General features: G+C 57.1%; 17 protein-coding genes. 6 read left to right on the plus strand and 11 right to left on the minus strand.

What is annotated here, in order from left to right:
* The 3 genes from tssI to E3W21_RS29390 form a co-directional block, all read left to right on the plus strand.
* Nucleotides 1-1,502 (plus strand): type VI secretion system tip protein TssI/VgrG (gene tssI / locus E3W21_RS29380; protein ID WP_134423182.1); only part of this gene is annotated, 1,502 nt, incomplete at its 5' end.
* Entirely contained in the window at nucleotides 1,499-2,332 is an 834-nt protein-coding gene (locus E3W21_RS29385; protein WP_134423184.1) for a DUF4123 domain-containing protein, read from the plus strand. The genes tssI and E3W21_RS29385, both read left to right, overlap by 4 nt.
* A 19-nt stretch (nucleotides 2,333-2,351) precedes the next feature.
* Nucleotides 2,352-4,859: a LysM domain-containing protein gene (locus tag E3W21_RS29390; protein WP_134423186.1), complete on the plus strand. Its 2,508-nt coding sequence runs from the start codon at nucleotides 2,352-2,354 to the stop codon at nucleotides 4,857-4,859.
* Nucleotides 4,860-4,908: 49 nt separating this feature from the next.
* Here the strand turns inward: E3W21_RS29390 and E3W21_RS29395 are convergent, their stop codons facing one another.
* The 8 genes from E3W21_RS29395 to E3W21_RS29425 form a co-directional block, all read right to left on the minus strand.
* Complete coding sequence (locus E3W21_RS29395; RefSeq protein WP_256661698.1) at nucleotides 4,909-5,901, minus strand: SUMF1/EgtB/PvdO family nonheme iron enzyme; 993 nt, start codon at nucleotides 5,899-5,901, stop codon at nucleotides 4,909-4,911.
* A 114-nt stretch (nucleotides 5,902-6,015) separates the two neighbouring features.
* Nucleotides 6,016-7,008, minus strand: a complete 993-nt coding sequence (locus tag E3W21_RS29400) for an SUMF1/EgtB/PvdO family nonheme iron enzyme (protein ID WP_134423188.1) — start codon at nucleotides 7,006-7,008, stop codon at nucleotides 6,016-6,018.
* 755 nt (nucleotides 7,009-7,763) lie between these two features.
* Nucleotides 7,764-8,348 carry a hypothetical protein gene (locus tag E3W21_RS29405; protein WP_129443280.1) on the minus strand — a complete coding sequence of 195 codons (585 nt, stop codon included), beginning with the start codon at nucleotides 8,346-8,348 and terminating at the stop codon, nucleotides 7,764-7,766.
* Between the two features lie 87 nt (nucleotides 8,349-8,435).
* On the minus strand, nucleotides 8,436-8,609 hold the full coding sequence (locus E3W21_RS31325) for a hypothetical protein (RefSeq protein ID WP_165353279.1): 174 nt from the start codon (nucleotides 8,607-8,609) through the stop codon (nucleotides 8,436-8,438).
* Between the two features lie 11 nt (nucleotides 8,610-8,620).
* Nucleotides 8,621-8,863, minus strand: coding sequence for a hypothetical protein (locus E3W21_RS29410; protein ID WP_129443278.1), 243 nt, complete (start codon nucleotides 8,861-8,863; stop codon nucleotides 8,621-8,623).
* 124 nt (nucleotides 8,864-8,987) lie between these two features.
* Nucleotides 8,988-10,052, minus strand: coding sequence for a lipocalin-like domain-containing protein (locus E3W21_RS29415; protein ID WP_134423190.1), 1,065 nt, complete (start codon nucleotides 10,050-10,052; stop codon nucleotides 8,988-8,990).
* The gene (locus E3W21_RS29420) at nucleotides 10,042-12,513 is read right to left on the minus strand and encodes an FtsX-like permease family protein (protein WP_134423272.1); all 2,472 of its coding nucleotides are present in this window, start codon (nucleotides 12,511-12,513) and stop codon (nucleotides 10,042-10,044) included. The genes E3W21_RS29415 and E3W21_RS29420 overlap by 11 nt, the downstream gene beginning before the upstream one ends.
* A gap of 1 nt (nucleotide 12,514) precedes the next feature.
* A complete protein-coding gene (locus tag E3W21_RS29425) occupies nucleotides 12,515-13,183 on the minus strand; it encodes an ABC transporter ATP-binding protein (protein ID WP_134423192.1) in 669 nt (222 codons plus the stop codon).
* A 164-nt stretch (nucleotides 13,184-13,347) separates the two neighbouring features.
* Here E3W21_RS29425 and E3W21_RS29430 point away from each other — a divergent pair, with 164 nt between their 5' ends.
* A complete protein-coding gene (locus tag E3W21_RS29430) occupies nucleotides 13,348-13,641 on the plus strand; it encodes a type II toxin-antitoxin system RelE/ParE family toxin (RefSeq protein WP_134423194.1) in 294 nt (97 codons plus the stop codon).
* A 2-nt stretch (nucleotides 13,642-13,643) separates the two neighbouring features.
* Nucleotides 13,644-13,952, plus strand: a complete 309-nt coding sequence (locus E3W21_RS29435) for an addiction module antidote protein (protein ID WP_008153842.1) — start codon at nucleotides 13,644-13,646, stop codon at nucleotides 13,950-13,952.
* A 13-nt stretch (nucleotides 13,953-13,965) separates the two neighbouring features.
* Here the strand turns inward: E3W21_RS29435 and E3W21_RS29440 are convergent, their stop codons facing one another.
* Complete coding sequence (locus E3W21_RS29440; RefSeq protein ID WP_134423196.1) at nucleotides 13,966-14,778, minus strand: bifunctional 2-polyprenyl-6-hydroxyphenol methylase/3-demethylubiquinol 3-O-methyltransferase UbiG; 813 nt, start codon at nucleotides 14,776-14,778, stop codon at nucleotides 13,966-13,968.
* A gap of 179 nt (nucleotides 14,779-14,957) precedes the next feature.
* Here E3W21_RS29440 and E3W21_RS29445 point away from each other — a divergent pair, with 179 nt between their 5' ends.
* Nucleotides 14,958-15,344, plus strand: coding sequence for a hypothetical protein (locus E3W21_RS29445; protein ID WP_134423198.1), 387 nt, complete (start codon nucleotides 14,958-14,960; stop codon nucleotides 15,342-15,344).
* 3 nt (nucleotides 15,345-15,347) lie between these two features.
* On the opposite strand, the gene E3W21_RS29450 is transcribed toward E3W21_RS29445, so the two are convergent.
* Nucleotides 15,348-16,778 (minus strand): sigma-54 dependent transcriptional regulator, encoded by a 1,431-nt coding sequence (locus tag E3W21_RS29450; protein ID WP_134423200.1) that lies wholly within the window; start codon nucleotides 16,776-16,778, stop codon nucleotides 15,348-15,350.
* Nucleotides 16,747-18,240 (minus strand): ATP-binding protein, encoded by a 1,494-nt coding sequence (locus tag E3W21_RS29455; RefSeq protein ID WP_134423202.1) that lies wholly within the window; start codon nucleotides 18,238-18,240, stop codon nucleotides 16,747-16,749. Before E3W21_RS29455 ends, E3W21_RS29450 begins: the two co-directional genes overlap by 32 nt.
* Nucleotides 18,241-18,275: the final 35 nt, after the last annotated feature.

The following is an 18,275-nucleotide window of genomic DNA, read 5'->3' on the forward strand; positions in this document are numbered from 1 at the left end:
CGCCCGTGGCCTACCAGCAAGACTCCGGCATGGTTGCCAACGACCCGGTGATCAAGCGCTTCGACCTGCGCCTGGAAACCCGCACCAGCCGCACCACCCGCCGCGACTACGACTTCGAAAAACCGCGCCTGACCCTGGAAAGCGAAAACCGTGGCGACGCCCTGCCCGACCTCGAAGACTACGACTACCCCGGTCGCTTCATCGACCGCGAACGCGGCAAGCACCTGGCCAAGCGCGCCCTCGAGCGTCACCGCAGTGACTTCCAGCTCGCCGAAGGCAAAAGCGATCAGCCGTTGCTGGTCAGCGGCCACTTCCTGGCCCTGACCCAACACCCAAAAGCCAAATGGAACGACCTGTGGCTGCTGACCGAAATCCTCCACGAAGGCAAACAGCCGCAAGTGCTGGAAGAGTCGGTCACCAGCAGCACCACCAACCTGAAAGACGATTTCCACCAGGGCTACCGCAACCGCTTCCAGGCCACCCCGTGGGACGTGCCGAACCGCCCACCGCTGACCCAGAAAAAACCGCGCATCCTCGGCAGCCAGAGCGCCGTGGTCACCGGGCCAAAAGGTGAAGAGATCCACTGCGACCAATACGGCCGCGTCAAAGTGCAATTTCACTGGGATCGCGAAGGCCAGGCCGACGACAAAACCAGCTGCTGGCTGCGCGTCTCCTCCGCCTGGGCTGGCGCCCACTACGGCGGCATCGCCATCCCGCGCATCGGCATGGAAGTGCTCGTCAGCTTCCTCGAAGGCGACCCCGACCAACCGCTGATCAGCGGCTGCCTGTACCACAAGGAAAACGTCGTCCCCTACGACCTGCCGGCGAACAAAACCCGCAGCACCTTCAAAACCCTCAGCTCCAAGGGTGGCGGCGGCTACAACGAACTGCGCATCGAAGACAAAAAAGGCCAGGAACAAATCTTCCTGCACGCCCAACGCGACTGGGACGAAAACGTCGAGCACGACCAGAAAATCCGCGTCGGCAACGAACGCCACGACACCGTCGAACAAAACAGCTACAGCGAATTCAAGGCCGAAGAACACCATACCGTCTACGCCGACCGCAAAGTCGAAACCCGCGCCAACGACCACCTCACCGTGGGTGTTAATCAGCACATCAAGGTCGGTACTGGGCAGTTCATTGAAGCGGGTCAGGAAATTCACCTGAGCAGCGGCATGAAAGTCGTGCTCGAAGCTGGTAGTGAACTGACGCTGATTGGTGGTGGGAGCTTCATCAAGATCGACGGCAGTGGCGTGACGCTGAGTGGGCCGGTGATCAACATGAATTCCGGCGGGAGTCCGGGAAATGGGACAGGTGCTGCGCCATTGATGCCGGGGGTATTGAAACAGGCGGATGCGGATAAGGCTGGCCAGGTTGTTGCGCCCTCCCTTGCATCGTATAAAGCGCAAGCAAAGACAGGGGTGCTACTGCCGACTCCTTCGTGCCACCTCGATGCCTCCGGCCATTGCCCCATTCACCAGCCGGGTAAAACAGCATGATGGACTCGATTCCTTCGCCGTTCGAGCAAGCTGCGTCACCGGGCACCATGTGCCTGATTCTGGATGGCAGCTTTGATGCGGATTTGCTGACGCGTCTGTTTCAAGGTGACGAACAATCTCGCCCTCGGTGTATTCCACTATTCCTCAACACGCCATATGCCGAACTTCAACCTGCTGGACCTTACGTTGTCGTGTGCCCTGCAAAAGGCGACTCGACGGCCTATGCCAGTGCCTTGCTGGAGCAGTCCGACGCCGGCTGCGTGGCCTGGCTGAGCAATGAGCAAGCCTTGGATAACGGGGTTGAACACTGGCAAAGCCTGCTCACTGTGCGCACCGACGACGCGCCGCAACAAATGATGCGGTTTTTCGATCCACGTTGGTTGGAGCCCCTGCTGCGCAGCCTCAATGAAACTGAGCGCGCCCAGTTTATCGGGCCATTCACCGGCATGGCCTGGCGTAACGAAATGGGCTGGCGGTATTACGCCAGGGCGCCCCAGAGTCCAGCGGCCGAACTGCAACCGCCCGCTTGGCTGTACCTGAGTCCGGAGCGCGAAGAATCGATTGAGCAAGGTCGATTGAAGGTCATTGCAGCACGCTTTGCCGAAGACTATCGCGAAGTGTTGCCCGCCGAAGACACCGTCGAGTTTGTACATCGTCAGTTGCTGGCCGGACAACAAGCAGGCTACCAACAGATGGCAGATCAGGAGCGCTGGCTACGCCTCGCCATAAGCCGTGGAGACTCCTTTTGGGCAAACACCCCGGATGCAGAACTTCTGGCTCGTAACGACGTGGCGCTGGGTGAAAAATTGACTCAGCTGGAAAGCCTCTGAATCACAAGGACGATGAGCAATGAGCAACACCTATACCGTCAAAAGCGGCGATACCCTCGGCAATATCGCCAGCGCCAACAAATGCTCCGTGGCGGAGCTGCGGGCACTTAACCCCAATATCACCGACCCCAACCACATCAAAGCCGGTTGGGTGTTGCAGTTACCAGCCGCTAAAGTGTTGCCGCCGCCCAAGCATGCGGACAACCAGAGCACCACCAGCGTCAAGGGCGAAGCCCAATGCAAGGACGAACTGGTGGACGTGGTGCATATCACCGGTGAAGACACTTTTTACGTTCTGACGGAAAAAGAGTCAAAAGCACTCAAAACGCAGACTGACCTTGTCAAGAAACTCATGGACGAGCTGCACCAGAACCTGGCCAAAGCCACCGAAACGAGCAAATGCACCAAAGCGTCAAATCCTCAGACCAGTTGCGCCTGCTCGCGCTGTGTCAAAGACGCCTGGAACGCCAAGGCCGAAGGTGCCGGCCTGGTGCAGCGATCAGAGCCACCGCCGGAAAAAGCGACCGCAAAGGCGGTTACGCGCAAAGAAGACTTGCAAGGTCAGTTGGCAACCGTGCAACAGGCACGTGACTGGTATCAGCGTTATACGCCGAAGGTATCGCTTGGGGGCAACTACCTGGAGAGCAACTGGAAACAGCTCCAAGCTAAAAAAGTACTCGAATTGAACGCCGAGATTGAATCCCTGCGAACCAAAATCGCAGCGCAAGGAAAGGCCGAAGCCGGCGACAGTTCCACCAGCGCCAACAGCGCTGCGCCTGACATCAAGCATGGCAAGGGAAAAACCTCCGAAAGCCAAAAGGGTCGGCAAGTAAAAACGGGCATTACCGTCATCGAAGTCATCTCGTTCAGCGACCCAAGCCGCCGGCATTACATACCGATGAGTTACCGGGAACAGCTTGACTGGAAAGTGAAGGTCAGCACGAAGGTAATGCAGGGCAAGCCGCTCGATAAAAACCTGGCTAAAGAACTGTTCAAGGACATTAAGTCCGCCGTCAATGAAAGCCGTAAAACCAGTCCCCTAGGCGGTCTGGAAGCCAAATTTACGACCTGGACGAGCAAGGACGACAATTTGCTTAATGCGCTGCATAAAGAATGCTCCTGGACTTCCAACCAGGCAGACTCGGCTAAATACGCCGTCTCCGCCGAAGCCCACGCCTTCCGTTTCGCCGCCACAGCCAGCGCCGGTATCAATAGCTGGGAACCCGGCAAGGGCAACATCGAAGTGGGCGTTAAGGCCAGCGCTGCAATCTCGCTGGCGGAAGGTTCGGTCGCACTCAAGAGCTTCTTCCCCGACCAGGGCGGGTATGTGGTGCGGATGCCTTACCGCAACGCCGAAGGCAAGGAAGTGGTCAGCGATATCGGCATCTTCCGTCTTGACGGCAAGGTAGAGCTGTCGTGTTTCGCCGGGGCGACGGCACAAGGTCAGGCAGGCGCCAAAGCGCAGTACAAACCCAAGGAAGTTGAAGCCTCTGGTGCGACGGCGTTGCTCAGTACGCCAAGCATGGCAGTGGATAAAAAACGCGGGGGTAGCCTTGGTGTGAAGGGCAACGCGTTTGCTGGCGTACAAAGCGGCGGCACAGTGACCGGGACATTGAAATGGCTTGATCCGGCCAAGCAAGGTGGCGGCAAAATTGTCGCGGGCCAGGCGAATGATAGTGGGAGCACCGACTGGGCGAGTCTGGTTGAGATTAAGGCTGAGGGGAATGTGGCGCTTGGTGTGGGGGCTGGGTTTGATTTTAGTATCGAAATTAACGCGGATCGCTTGGCAGTTAATTGCAAAGCGAGCTTGGTATTCGGTCCTGGCGCTGGCGGGGGTTTTGGCACAGCAGTGGATTTGGAACAGGTAGGTAATCTGGCGTTTGTGTTTTGCAGTGCGCTGTCTAAAGCTGACTTTCACTATCAACTGGCGGTAACTCAGGATGCCTTCAACTACATGGCCAGGGGGTTATACCAAATTGCAACCCATCCTGGAGAAGTAGCGGGAAAAGCATTTGCGGATGGATTTCGGAACATGGGGCTTTGGTGGAAACAGCGCGAGGCTACAAAACAGGAAGCTGAAAATCTTGCAAAGTATCTACTCAGCCACCAAGCCATCAACGTGAATGGAAAGAAAATCCCCCTCAAAATACTGCCACCAGAAACTATTGGCCCCATGCTGTATTTATTAACTGAAAGTTTTGTCGAAAGCTGGGCCGAAGACCAGGAAAAAGCCGTCGTCTTGCTGCTGTCACATTTACGCAGTTGGCGGCATTTTTTCGAAGTATTGGAACATTGTTCGAAGAGCGGTAGTAAAGTCAAAGCCATGGACAGTTTGGATCGTATCAACGCAATGCTAGACGGGAGCGAGCAACGAGAGTTCAACCGATTTATCGGCACCTTAGCAATCAATGGAGAGTCATCAGTGCAGTCTGAGGGTATGCTGGCTTGGACTCCAGGCTTGCCGTGGCGCAAAGAAGGTGTGTTAGTCGCAGCGCGGCGCAGCAATCTATTTGATGGCTTGACTTAAATATACAATTAATTATAAGGGCGCCATCGGCGCCCTAACATCTAATACGCTATAGATTTTTATCTGACTGAATAGCACAGCGAAAGCTCGTACCAGGATAATAAGCATCCTGTATTGGCTTATCGGGCCATCGCCTTACAATTGAAGCAGCTAGCAATGGACCCTCGGGATAATACGAGCCGCGTTTAACTTTATCTGTCCCTGTTTTCGGACCTTGCGGATTTTCCAACGGCGAGTGCTGATAATAATCTTTAGAATACCAATCGTTAACCCAATCCGTAGCATTACCGGACATATTGTAAATACCCAAGGGATTAGGGGTGAATCGGCCAACTGCAAAAGTCTCACCTTCACCTTCTACCGGAAAGTTCTTCCCAAAACTCAGGCTTCCGGTATCGGTAGGAAATAGCACATGTTGCCCGCGGCTACGGGCGGCATATTCCCACTGAGCTTCTGTAGGCAAATCTACCGGATAGCCACTCAGCAGCCCAATCCATTGACAGTAATCTTTCGCCTCCTGCCAGCTCTTTGTGGGCGCCGGTAAATTCGGGGCATACATACTTTTCAAATCTGCTCTGTCGCGGAATTTAGTATCAAACAATGGCTTATTTTGCACGGTAAAAAACAGATCGAAATCACCCAAAATAGTTTGAAACTTCGACAGGTAGTAGCTGCTCAGTTTTACCGGATGCACGAAATCGTCATTACCGTCCATACTGATATTACAAAGCTGCTCAGGATCCTGCCCACAAGGCCAGGTACACACATCCTTTTCGTCGTACTCACAAATCCAGCCGAAATCACCCATATCAAACTGACCACCCTCGACAAACACCATATTTTCGATGGACTGCAGGACGGTGTTGAGCACCTTGCCACGCAGTTCGCTGGGAAGATCAGGGTACTTCTTCGCGATAGTGGTTGCGATGGACGCGACTTTCTCTGGGGTAAGGCTCTTGCTGTTTGGCAAAGGGCCGGATTCCGCCTCGCAGCCGACCAAAAACATCATGGCTGGCAAGGCAAGTACGAGCTGACGTAGCACTGGCAATATCCTTATAAAATGCGACAAAGACCGAACATTAACATCCCACGCCTGCACAACAAAGCCAGACTACTGATTTTCCCCGCTGTACCTCGGAGTTTTCGGATCAGTGAGCTATAGCGGCCTATCCGACTGAATCGCACAACGGAAGCTGTTACCTTGATAGTGACCACCTTGATCTGGCTCTTCAGCCCAACGTCGGACTATAGGAGCGGCGAACAAAGACGCCTCAGAATAATTTGATCCCCTTTTTATTCTCTTAGTACCAGTGTCTGGTCCTTGCGGATTTTCTAAGGGTGAGTGCTGATAATAATCTTTGCCATACCAATCGTTGACCCAGTCAGTAGCATTGCCTGACATACCGTAAAGACCCAAAGGGTTAGGAGGGAAACGTTTCACAGGAAACGTGGCTGTTTCAGACTCCATTGGAAAATTTTCCCCGTAACTGAGACTCCCAGTATCGGTTGGAAACAACACATGCTCGCCTCGACTGCGGGCGGCATACTCCCACTGCGCCTCAGAGGGTAGGTCCACGGGATAACCACTTAGTTGGCCAATCCATTGACAGTAATCTTTGGCCTCCTGCCAGCTTTGTGTGGGAGCAGGTAATACTGGATTAAAAAGTATATCTTTTAGATCTTCTCTATCTCGATATTTAGCATCAAACAGAGGCTTTCCGTTCGCAACAAAAAACAAATCGAAATCACCCAACGCAACCTGAAATTTCGACAGGTAATAACTGCTCAGCTTTACCGGATGCACAAAATCATCATCACCACCCGAACTGATATTACAAAGCTCCTCCGGATCCTGACCACAAGGCCAGGTGCACACATCCTTTTCGTCATACTCACAAATCCACCCGAAGTCGCCCATATCAAACTGACCGCCTTCGACAAACACCATATTGTCGATCGACTGCACCACGGTGTTGAGCACCTTGCCACGCAGTTCGCTGGAAAAGTTCGGGTATTTATTCTTGATCGTGGCCGCGATCGCCGCGACTTTTTCTGGCGCGAGTTTCTGGCTGTGCGGCAAGGGTTCGGATTCTGCCTGGCAGCCGAGCAGAATCAATGCTGGCAGGGCAAATACAAGCTGACGTAACACAAGCGATTTCCTTATCAACTACAACCATGCCAGAACCTTATCACTCCCCGCCTGCACCACAAAGCCCGATACCGAGCCTATCACTGAAGCCCCGGCAACCGGTTTTGACAGATCGGACACAATCAAGGCATGCAAATGCCGCTTTGTGGCTATGTTGGTTCAGGAGATTCACCATGAAAATGTTTCCACCCGAGTATCCCGATCCCCTCCAATTCAGCAAAGCAACCCAACGCGCCGTCAGTGCAATCCACAACATCCAACCCCGCCGGCCTCGTCTTCACCCTCCTCCCGGCCATCGACACTGAAACCTGTTAAACCACGCCTGCGAAAACCTCTGCATCACTCAACGAACTGACCACAGATCTCAATTCCGCGACAGTCGCAATTTGCTGCGATGCGGCCAGGCAGCGATTGCAGGCACCGGTTTAATCCAGGCAATAAAAATGGGCGACTACCACGGTCTCCCATTTTTTATGTCTGAAGCTTTTAAACTGCTCTCCAGAGAAGGTGTTCGCCCAGTGTAATGGCCTGGCAATCCATGCACCGGTAAAGAGCCCTGACACTGGGCGAACGGGAAGTATTTTAATTGAAGTTTTCGAATATGTCCGCGTATATGAACATGAAATTTATCGAAACAACTTTCGATTAAATGTCGGCCCAAATACTATTTTACAGACTAGCAAACTCACCAGTTAGACCATTAAAACTGATTGTTCTTATACAAAAATTGTACAAGCAACCTATAGAGCTAATACTCAACTTCCGTGCTTGCTGTTCACTTTCAATATATCGGTATAGGTGACAACGACACTCTGCCCAACTTTCAGATCTTTCAATTCCGCTTGAACTTCGGGTCTTACGACGTCAACGGTCTTGGACTGGCCGGCGGGGTTTTCGAAGGTGACCTGGTTTTTCTTCACGTCGATTTTGGTGATTTTCAGTTGGACCTGCACCTGACGGTAGGCTTCGCCGCCCGGGTTGTCGCTGCCGGGAGCTGCGCGGACTTCGCCAGCGCGTTCGACGGTGCCTGGCAGGCCTTTGTCGACGTCGGTGTCGAGGTAGGCGGCGACAGCGCTAGTAACCTTGACATCGACTTGGTCGCCGACTTTCAGTTTGCCGAGGTTTTTGGCCTTGTCGGTCAATTGCACATGGACCTGACGACCTTCCGGCCCCTCCAGGACGACCTGGTGATTGGCAGCATCGACCGAGACAACTTTGGTGGTGACCTGATCCGCCTCCACAACGGCAGACAGCGGGATGTCCGCCGCCATGGCGCTAAGGCTGGCGGCAGACAGCAGGGTCGCAAGGGTGATGGCTTTGGTCAGTGCGTGAAGTTTCATAAGCGGTACATTCCCTGTGATTTGGAGGCAGCAACGAGCGCTGAACCACCGTCCAGCGCCCTCTGCGCAGATGAGCATAGACGCTGATCAGGGAGTTTTTGCGGTTTCTTGTGCGGTGGATTCACCACTGTCTGTGCCCTTGCCGCTTTCCTTGCGTCGGGTTGGATCGGTCGGGCGCAGGGCGTCGTTGTCGCGCTCGACTTCACCCGGTGGTCGGGGCTCGTCGGGGTTTTCCAAAGTGTCAGGCGGTTTGGGATTCATGGAAATTCTCCTCAGGCTTCGGGATCGTCAACCTCCTGGGCGACGTTTACGGCAGGCGAGTCTTTATGAGATTGATAGGCCTTGGCCTTCAAGGCCTGCCATTGTTCCAGATCGATGGCGCCCTGCCCCAGCAAATCATCGGCCACCCGCAGCAGTTCGGCGTAATGGGCATCAGGGGACTGTTGCCAGTAGGCCTTGTCTTCGAACAGGCGCTGCCATGAGGCAAGGTCAGGTGGTTTTAGGTCGTCGCTCATGTGTGGGCTCCTGCGGGGGTTCTCACGGTAGAGGGTTGGGCGTCGCGAGGAGTTCCGGGGGGATTTCGGGGGATCAAGATCAACGTCAAAGGATCGCAGGCTTCGCCAGCTCCTACAGGGGGCCTCAATACCCGGTCATTTCCAGATAACCCTGCCCACCATGGCTGCCACTCAATTGCACCGGCCCTTCCCAATAGGGAATGCGCAAAGCCATCCACGCATTGGGATTGAGCGCGCTGATCGTGATGTCGAGGTGTTTCTCGGGGATTTTGATCGACCAGCGCACCGGCATCGAACGACCGGCGACGTTGGCGGTGTCTTGTGGTGTGAGGTTGATGTCGGCTGCGTGCAGTAACTGCGTCTGGCCTTGAGCGTCGATCCAGGTGCCGGTGAGGTAAGGCGCGCCGTCCTTCTGCCGCATGCGGTAGAGCATCACCTGCTCGCCGCTGTCCAGGTGCAGGGAAAACCAGTCCCAGCCTGTCTGGTTGGCGGTCAGGGGTTGGCTGCTCCACTCGCGGTCGAGCCAGGCCGGGCCGCTGACTTGATACGTTTTGCCGTCGATTTCCAGCGTGCCGCGGGCCTGAAAAAAAGGCTGACTGTAGTAGTACGACGCCTGCCCTTGTTCAGATTTCTGACTGAAGCCTTTGTCGCCCTGAAGCACCAAAGGGCGTGTGGAGGTCAGCCGCAGTTGATAGCCAAAATCCTTGTCCCGGGCGCTGAGTTGAAGATCCGCCAACGGGTCGGAACCCTGACTGCTGAAACGCCAATCATCGATCCACGCGTTGAACGGTGCGAGACTCACGCCAGCCTGACCAACACCACCACGGGCATAGCGCTCGGCGGCGTGATGCACTGTCGCCGACGTCACGGCCGCGTGGCCAAGCCAGATGATTTGATTACCCCAGCCAGCGACCTCGGGCGTCGCTTTCAAGGCGCTGCGAAACAACGTCCACTGCACGCCGAACTCGCGTCCCTGATCGTCCTTTAGGTTGGCGGTGACGTACCACCATTCGATGCGAAAACCGTCATGAGGACCGTGATCCGCCGGAAAGCTGAACACCCGACCGGGCACCACCGGGGTGAACGCGGCAGCCTGATGACCCAGCCCCGCGAAGCCTTTCTCAACAGGCGCCGAGTTATCGCACCCGCTCAATAACGCCAATAGCAACAGGCCGACCTTAATCTTCATGAGCAAACGTCCTCAGCAGATCCGCCGGTTGCGTGCGATACAGCGAATACAGCGGCCACGCCGACGCCAGTAAAGTCGCCAGCAGCGCCAGCCCCATCAACTGCAACAGCTGCATCGGAAACACCCGCAGCGGCAAGCGCCAGCCGAAGGCCTGGACGTTGATCACCGTGTCCAGGCACCACGCCAGCGCGATCCCCAACGGCAACGCAAGCACCAGGGTCAGCACCGCCAGCAACCAGGTCTGCCCGAGATTGAGCAACATCAGTTGCCGGCGAGTCACGCCGAGCGCCCACAGGGGCGCGAGTTGCCCGAGTCGGCTCTGACTTTGGGTCAACAGGCTGATGAACAGCGCCACGCCCGCCACACAGAGGGTCAGGCTATTGAGCGCGGCGGTTGCGGCAAAGGTGCGTTCGAAGACTTGCGTGGACCAACCCTTGAGCCGGGCCTGGTCGACGATGCGGCTGTCCTCCAGCGTGAAGCGGGTTTGCAGCGCGGTCTGGAAGGCAGGGATCAACGTCGGGTCGATGCGCAGGTTGAAACGGCTGGGTGTCAGCTGCGGCCAGCCGCGCAGCAGATGGTTGACGTTGACCAGCATGTGGCCCTTGGGATTGCCATAGTCGGCGTAGATGCCGACGATCCGTGGCGACCATGTGCCATTGGGTGTGGGAATCGTCAGGTGATCGCCAAGGCGCACCTTCAGCCGACGGGCCAGTTGCTCGCTGAGCATCAGCGCATCGTCCTTGGCGAGTCGGTCCCAAGGGTTGTCGCCCAAGGCTTCCAGCAGCGGCCAATGCTGGCGATACGTCGGGTGATCGATCACGCCGAAGACGTCCGCCGGCCAGCCTTGCAACTGGATCGACACTTGCCAGTTGGGCAGCACTGCCGTGAGTCCGGGTTGCTGCTTGAGCCAGGTTTGCAGCTCTCTGGCCTGGGCCGGATTTCGCGGATTAACGTACAGTTCGGCGGTCAGGCGTTGTTCGAGCCAATCGCTGAAGGTCTGACGAAAACCGGCCGTCATGCTGCCCGCTCCAATGTTCGCCGCCAGTGCCAACAACAGCGCCATCAGCGCCAGGCTCAGGGCCGGCAGTTGCTGACGACAGTCGGCGAGAAACCATTGGCCGAGTACCGAGCGACTGCGATGCAGCACCAGGATCAACACCCAGTTGAGCACCACCGGCAACGCCAGCGCAGCGCCGATCAACAATGCCGCCATCAGCACGAAGCCACTGCTCAGGCTGTCGCCAAAGATCAACGCCAGCAGTGCGATTACCGCGGCGATCACGGCAACCCAACCCTGACGCCGCAACCAGCGCGCGTGAGCCTGATGCCAGGCTTGCGGGTCGGCCAGGGCCAGCAAAGGCAGGCGCGCGGCCCGCAACAAACTGTTGGCCCCCGCCAACAACGCGCCCAACAGACTCAGGCCGACGCCGCTGAGCCACCACCACGGACTGAGGCTCAACTGCCCCGCCACTTCGGCGCCGTACAACCCCCGCAGACTCGCGGCGACATCCGGCAACAGCACGCTGGCCAGCAGGTAGCCGCTGGCGACGCCGACCAGTCCGCCGATCAACGCCAGACCACCCAGTTCAACCGCCAGACAGGCAATCAGCATCCGTGCGCTAACCCCGCAGGCGCGCAGGGTTCTGAGTAAGCCGCGGCGTTGTTCCAGCGCCAGGCCGATCGCGGCGTGGACGATGAACAGGCCGACCACAAATGACAGAAAACCCAGCGCATCGAGGTTCAAGTGAAAGCTTTCGGTGAGGCGCGACAAATTGTTCTCTTCGCCGCTGGTCTTGAGCTGCAGTTGACCCTTGAATTGATCAGGCAGAGGCGCAGTGAAACCCTTCGGCAGCAGCAGGCGCGACAGCTGATCCGGCAGGCCGAGAATCTGCTGGGCGAAGCCGATGTCCACCAACAACACACCGGGGGCCATATCGGGTTGGGCATGCAGCGGCGGCAATGCCTGACCACTCAAAGTCCGCGGGCCTTCGCCCTCATGCAGACCCAGTGCCTGCAACGTCTGTGGCGAAATCCAGGTACTGCCCGGAGGGCTGAAAAACTCAACAACCTGCTCAATCGGCAACGCCTGCCCAGCCACTGAGGAACCGGCAGGCAGCGACACCGGCTCGATCCCCATCAGCTGCAAGCGCTGGTCGTCATGACCCTTGAGCGTCACCCGACCTTGCAGGACCGGCGACACCGGCCAACCCGCACGGCGCAGGTCGACAAACACGTGTTGGGAGAAGGTTGCGCCACTGGGTGAACTGAGGCTGGCCTGGGGTTCGCCGCCGATCAACTGACTGGCCCGGGCATAGCTTTCACGCGCCTGGCTGTTCAGCGCCTGCACGCCGGTCAGCAGGCTGGTGGCGAGCCAGAGCCCGGTCAGCACACTGAAAAACTGCACCGGATGCTGCCGCCAATGACTGATCAGCGCCCGCAACGTCTCGCGAAAGACCCGCACCTCAGCGCTCGTCCGCGCCAGCCAGACGGCCACCGTGGAGCACCACTTTTTCGGCCAGCCGCGCGGCAACCCGTGGGCTGTGGGTGACCATCAACAAGGTGGTGGGACTGTCGTCGAGCAACTCCAGCAACAACTTCAAGACCTCATCGCTGGTGGCTTCATCGAGACTGCCGGTGGGTTCGTCGGCCAGCAGCAGTTTTGGCTGCGACGCCAAGGCACGGCCCAGCGCGACCCGTTGCTGTTGGCCGCCGGACAGCTGTTCCGGATAACGCCGCAGCAAATCACCCAAGCCCAGACGTTGCACCAGATGCGCCTGCCAGCGCGGATCATGGCGCCCCGCCAATCGCGCCTGGAATGCCAGATTGTCCTCCACGCGCAAACTGCCGATCAGGTTGAACTGCTGAAACACCAGGCCGATTTCGGTCCGCCGCCAGTTCGCCAGTTGCCCTTCGTTCATCTGCTCCAGCCGATGTTCGCCGCTGCGGATGCTGCCGCGATCGACCTTGTCCAGCCCGGCAATCAGGTGCAGCAAAGTGCTCTTGCCACTGCCCGACTCACCCATCAACGCCAGGCTGCTGCCGGGTTTCAAGGTGAGGTCGACACCTTGCAGAACCGGCAGTGGGCCCTGGGGAGTGGCGTAGCTTTTGAAGACGCCTTGGACCGAAAGCATGGGGAAAACCGTTCGATGTGCGTGGAGCAAGGATAGCGGACGGCAGCAGCACCGCGAATTAACCCCCACGGATACCCCATAGCCCACACACTTCAGGGAAAAAACATACATAACAAAGGAATTGCCTGACTGCTCACTCGTATCCATATGGATACATTTGAGTAATGAATTATCTTATTCAACAAACTGTGATCTTCGCGACATGGCATGCCTCAGTTCGTGACTTGCGGGCGAAGTTAGCCATCGCTCGTCGCATTGACCGTGCCTCTGCGGGTAATCTGGGCGATGTCAAACCGGTGGGTGATGGTGTTTCCGAAATGCGGATGGACGTCGGTGCAGGCTATTGGGTCTACTTCACTATGCGAAATAGCGTCGTCATTGTGCTATTGGCGGGTGGTAACAAATCTTCGCAAACCGCCGACATCAGGCGGGCGAAAAAATTGGCAAAGGAGGTTTAAACATGAGCCAGACTTTGACTACTTTCGATATGGCGGCTCTGCTGGACAGTGACGAGGCCATCAGCGAGTACCTTTCGCAAGTGCTCGCAGACGGCGACAACGAAGAATTTCTTCGCGCTATCGGCTATGTGGTGAAAGCGCGTGGAATGACACAGATAGCCAAGGATTCGGGTATGGGCCGCGAAAGCCTGTACAAGGCCTTCGCACCAGGTGCAAAACCACGTTTCGATACGGTATTAAAGGTCATTCACGCCCTTGGCATTGATCTCTGCGCGCAGCCGGGTCATTCGGTCAATCACTCAACGCTCTAAGAGACTCTTCTGATTAGACTGCTCGCTTGCGCGCCACCCACGTAAAACACAACGGCAACTGCGCCGTTTGCTGCTCATACCGATCATAGAGTTCCTCGCGGTTGGAATGCGGGTACTCCTTGAAGTGGCTGATCTGCAATCCGGCGTCGATGGCGCCGGTGAAAATGGCGCCCAGGGTGTGGACGAACCAGTAGGACGGAGCCGCCTGCTGGTCGACTTTGCCTTCGTAGACGATCGGCTGGTCCTGCACGAAAGGTTCGCTGCGAAAGTACGAGCTGTCCGGCCGATACGGATCGGCGGACTCGGGGTCGAACATTTCGAGGAAGGGATGGGTTTCGTACACCACCAGGCTGCCACCGGGCTTGAGGGTTTGCGCGACGTGGCGGAAGAATTCGTCGATGTCCGGCATCCAGTTCAACACGCCGATGGTGATCAGGGCCACGTCGAAGCGGCCATGAAGTTCAGGCGGCAAGTGATGGATGTCTGCCTCGATGAACTCAGGCGCATGGGGCGAGCGTGACGCCAGTTCCCGCGCCTGATCGAGAAAGGCCTCGGACTGGTCGACGCCCACGACGTGGCGGGCACCCAGCGCAAACAACGAAAGGCTTTCGCGGCCGTTGTTGCAGCCCAGTTGCACCACGTCTTTGCCGTCGACACCCACTTGTTCCAGCAAACCTCGGAGGGTGTCGTCCATGCAGCAAAAATCCCTATTCCCAACAGCCGTCAAACGGGCCCGCCATTCGGGATTGTCTTTGTGGTGTCGGGCGGAGTCATTCCAGGCATCGCGGTTGCTGGCGATGGCTTTTTCTTTTGTCGGCATTTCCATTGCGCGCTCCAGACTGGGGTCTTGATTGACCGGCACGAGTCTAGATCAGCGTTTTGAAAAACCCCATTGAGTCTTTGTTCAAATCTTGTAATCCGGGCATCGCGAACGCGCGCTCGTACGGGAGCTATAGTTAATGACCTTGGGGAATTGCGGGAAAAACCGATTTCGCAGGTGCTGCCATGAAAACAACCGATCTGAGGCTACTGCTCGCCCTCTGCCTGATCACCACAACCGGTGCTCACGCGGACGACAGCCTGACACCCACTACCGATTACAGCAGTGAGTTCAACTATTACGGGGCCGACCAACCCTTCGCTCACCCCGTGCCACCCTCACTGAGCACGGTGCCGCCCGGCTCGTACATCCCGACAGCGCCTCAGGACTTCATCCCCATTTCGAGTCAGCATGAGTTCTACGACTCAAGATTGCCGACGGTAGCGGATGCCACGGTTCGAGTGTTCATCCGCTCCTACGATCAGCAACGCGGTGTCTACGTGAACGAAGAAGTCCTCGACCCTACGTGCCTGCTCGAGTGCCTCAGCCGTCAGGGGCCATTGATGCAATAAGGTCTACCATTGGCGTTTTTCCGGGCGCGCGAGGCCAAGTTTTTCGATTCGGTAGCGCAGCATGTCGCGGCTCAGGCCCAGCAGTCGTGCGGACTTAGTGACGTTCCAGTCGGTCTTGTCGAGCATCTTGCGCACCATGTCGCGCTCCACTTCCGGCAGGTTCATGGACTCGGTGCCGTTGTAAACCGGACGCGGTTCGCAGTATTGCGGCTCTTGCTGGAACAACAGCGGCTCATCCACCAGGCTCAGGCACACGTTCAATTGATGGGCGGCGATGGTTTCGCTCTGGGCCAGCAACACAGTTTGCTCAAGCATGTTGCGCAACTCGCGCACGTTGCCCGGCCAGCTGTAGCTGAGCAGCAATTCCTCGGCCTGATCGCTGAAATGCAGGTTCGGTTTGCCATAGCGTTTGCCGTGGATCGCCAGGAAGTGTCGAGCCAGCAGCAGGATGTCCGCGCCACGGGCATACAGGCGCGGCACCTTGATCGAGATGATCCGCAAACGGAAGAACAGGTCGCGGCGGAACTTGCCCTGCTGGACCATTTGTTCAAGGTTGCAGTTGGTGGCGCTGATCACCCGCAAATCGACTTTGCGCTCCTTCACCGAGCCGACCCGGCGGATCGTCCGGTCCTCCAGCAGCTTCAGCAGTTTGGCTTGCAGCAACAAGTCCATCTCGCCGACTTCATCGAGAAACAGCGTCCCGCCATCGGCCGCTTCCACCAGCCCGACGCGGCGGTCCTTGGCGTCGGTGAAGGCGCCTTTCTCGTGGCCGAACAGTTCCGACTCCACCAGGTTGGAAGGAATCGAGGCGCAGTTGAATTCAATGAACGGACCTTTGCTGCGCGGGCCGTCGAAGTGCAACGCACGGGCCACCAGTTCCTTGCCGGTGCCGGTCTCGCCTTCCACCAACACCGGTGGCAGATCGGTATTGGCCATGCGCCGCTCGGCGTCGATTAACTGGCCAATGGTGCTTTTCAGGTACTGCATCGGTGCCGATTCGCCGATCAATGCCTGCACCCCTGACTTCTGCGCTTCGCGTTCCTGATAGAACGACAGTGTGCGTTCCATTCGGTCGGTGGCCAGGGCCTTGTCCAGCAGCAGTTTGAGTTCCGGCATGGCCACCGGTTTAGTGACGTAGTGGAAAGCGCCCTCTTTCATTGCCACCACGGCGTCGTCGACGTTGCCGTAGCCGGTCATCATGATCACTTTCAGATCCGGCGCGCTGATGCGCAGCTTCTGGATCAGGTCGTGACCGCTCATGCCCGGCAGCGAGTTATCGGTCAGCACCACGTCCGGGACGAAAGTGCCCAATTGCTCTAACGCGTCCTCAGCCGAGTGGCAGACCGTCACCTCGAAGTCCTTGCGCTCCAGGTAGGTCTGAATATTCTCGGCGAGGAGTTCATCATCCTCGACCAGCAGAATGCTGTGCTCCATAGTCCCCTCCCGTTGCCACTTTAAAATTGAGACAAACGCGGGTTCCTTCCTGCTCTCGGCTGGTCAATTCGACCGAGCCTTCGAAACGCTCCATTATTCTTTTGACCAGGGCCAGGCCCACGCCCAACCCTCCTTGTTTGGTGGTGAAAAACGGCTTGAAGGCCATTTGTTGTTGCTGTGTGGTCATGCCCTTGCCGGTATCGCTCAGGGTCATGCGCACGAGTCCGGGCTGCGGCGTTTCGATATCGATACTCAGCACGCCGCCCTTGGGCATGGCTTCCAGGGCATTGGCAAACAGGCTATTAAGAATTTGCGTGAGCAACACCTGTTGGCTGATGACCGGCGGACAACTCTGAGGGGTGAAACGCACGTCGATGCCGGAGCGTTTAATCAGCGCGTCAAACGCACTCAACGTGTCGTCGATGACCAGCACCATGTCTACCGTTTCGTAGTCGTCGTTCACGGGTCGCAATGACACCAGCAACTCCCGAACCCAGCGCGACATGCGGTCGACCTGACTGATGATGTCACCGATGTTCTTCTGCGCGTTCTGGCTGGCGATGTCCTGAGCCAGTTCGGCGCTGGAACGAATGTTGGCCAACGGATTGCGCAAGCTGTGGGCCACCGCCGAGGACATTTCCCCAAGCGCGACGAAGGTCTCGTTGCTGATCAGTTGTTTCTGCTGGCTTTGCAGCAGCATGGCCGCGCGCTGCACAATCCAGAACAGCCCGAGGTAGATGGCCAGACCGCCAAGTACAGTTGCCAGCCAGATCAGCTTGAAGCCACGCTGGATGCGTTCCACCAGGTCCGCGGGTTCCTTGTAGATCTCCACCATGGCGATCACTTTGCTCTTGTCGGCGTTGAACATCGGGATGTAGGTCTCGATGAACAGAAATTCAGGCTCACGCAGCAGTTGCTGCTCGGGACGTTCCTCATCGATTTCGTGGTAGCTGGTGGACACCGGTTCCTTCATTTCGAAGGACTCGTCCAGTTCCTCATCACCTTCGACGCGCATGCCAATCATTTGTGCATTGGTCGACCAGACCACGGTGCGATCCAGGGCGTACACCACCGCCAACAGCGTGTCCGGCAGGTGTTCGACATGATCGAGAAACTCCATGCGGGCAGCGGCACGGGCCGCCGGATCTACGTCGGGATAGGCAATGTCATCGCGCGGATCGAGCATTTCGCCCATGGTTCTTTTCAGGGTGATGCCGGCATGGCGAATTTCCGCATCACCAATGGCCTGAATGAACTGCGCAGTCAGCATGGAATCACGCTCGATGCTCTCATCGACGACGAAACGCGTGGACACATAGCCCAATCCCAGCGCCACGGCGGCGATGATGAAAAAGCTGCCCAGGGAAAACCAGCGCAGCAAGTTGAACTGTCCTCGCCAGTCCTTGCTTTCTGCTTCCGACATAGCCGACGCAGGTATTTTTTGTTGTTCTGGTATCTGCATAGGACCTTCCCGGATGCCTTGCATAGCCTTTTCAG

It is taken from the genome of Pseudomonas sp. F01002 (assembly GCF_004402115.1).
GTDB classification, from domain to species: Bacteria; Pseudomonadota; Gammaproteobacteria; order Pseudomonadales; family Pseudomonadaceae; genus Aquipseudomonas; species Aquipseudomonas frigoris.

Coding starts and splice junctions, on each gene's coding strand:
- E3W21_RS29385 (WP_134423184.1), top strand. CDS start 1,499: ATGATGGACTCGATTCCTTCGCCGTTCGAGCAAGCTGCGTCACCGGGC.
- E3W21_RS29390 (WP_134423186.1), top strand. CDS start 2,352: ATGAGCAACACCTATACCGTCAAAAGCGGCGATACCCTCGGCAATATC.
- E3W21_RS29405 (WP_129443280.1), bottom strand. CDS start 8,348: ATGAAACTTCACGCACTGACCAAAGCCATCACCCTTGCGACCCTGCTG.
- E3W21_RS31325 (WP_165353279.1), bottom strand. CDS start 8,609: ATGAATCCCAAACCGCCTGACACTTTGGAAAACCCCGACGAGCCCCGA.
- E3W21_RS29410 (WP_129443278.1), bottom strand. CDS start 8,863: ATGAGCGACGACCTAAAACCACCTGACCTTGCCTCATGGCAGCGCCTG.
- E3W21_RS29415 (WP_134423190.1), bottom strand. CDS start 10,052: ATGAAGATTAAGGTCGGCCTGTTGCTATTGGCGTTATTGAGCGGGTGC.
- E3W21_RS29425 (WP_134423192.1), bottom strand. CDS start 13,183: ATGCTTTCGGTCCAAGGCGTCTTCAAAAGCTACGCCACTCCCCAGGGC.
- E3W21_RS29430 (WP_134423194.1), top strand. CDS start 13,348: ATGAATTATCTTATTCAACAAACTGTGATCTTCGCGACATGGCATGCC.
- E3W21_RS29435 (WP_008153842.1), top strand. CDS start 13,644: ATGAGCCAGACTTTGACTACTTTCGATATGGCGGCTCTGCTGGACAGT.
- E3W21_RS29440 (WP_134423196.1), bottom strand. CDS start 14,778: ATGGAAATGCCGACAAAAGAAAAAGCCATCGCCAGCAACCGCGATGCC.
- E3W21_RS29445 (WP_134423198.1), top strand. CDS start 14,958: ATGAAAACAACCGATCTGAGGCTACTGCTCGCCCTCTGCCTGATCACC.
- E3W21_RS29450 (WP_134423200.1), bottom strand. CDS start 16,778: ATGGAGCACAGCATTCTGCTGGTCGAGGATGATGAACTCCTCGCCGAG.
- E3W21_RS29455 (WP_134423202.1), bottom strand. CDS start 18,240: ATGCAGATACCAGAACAACAAAAAATACCTGCGTCGGCTATGTCGGAA.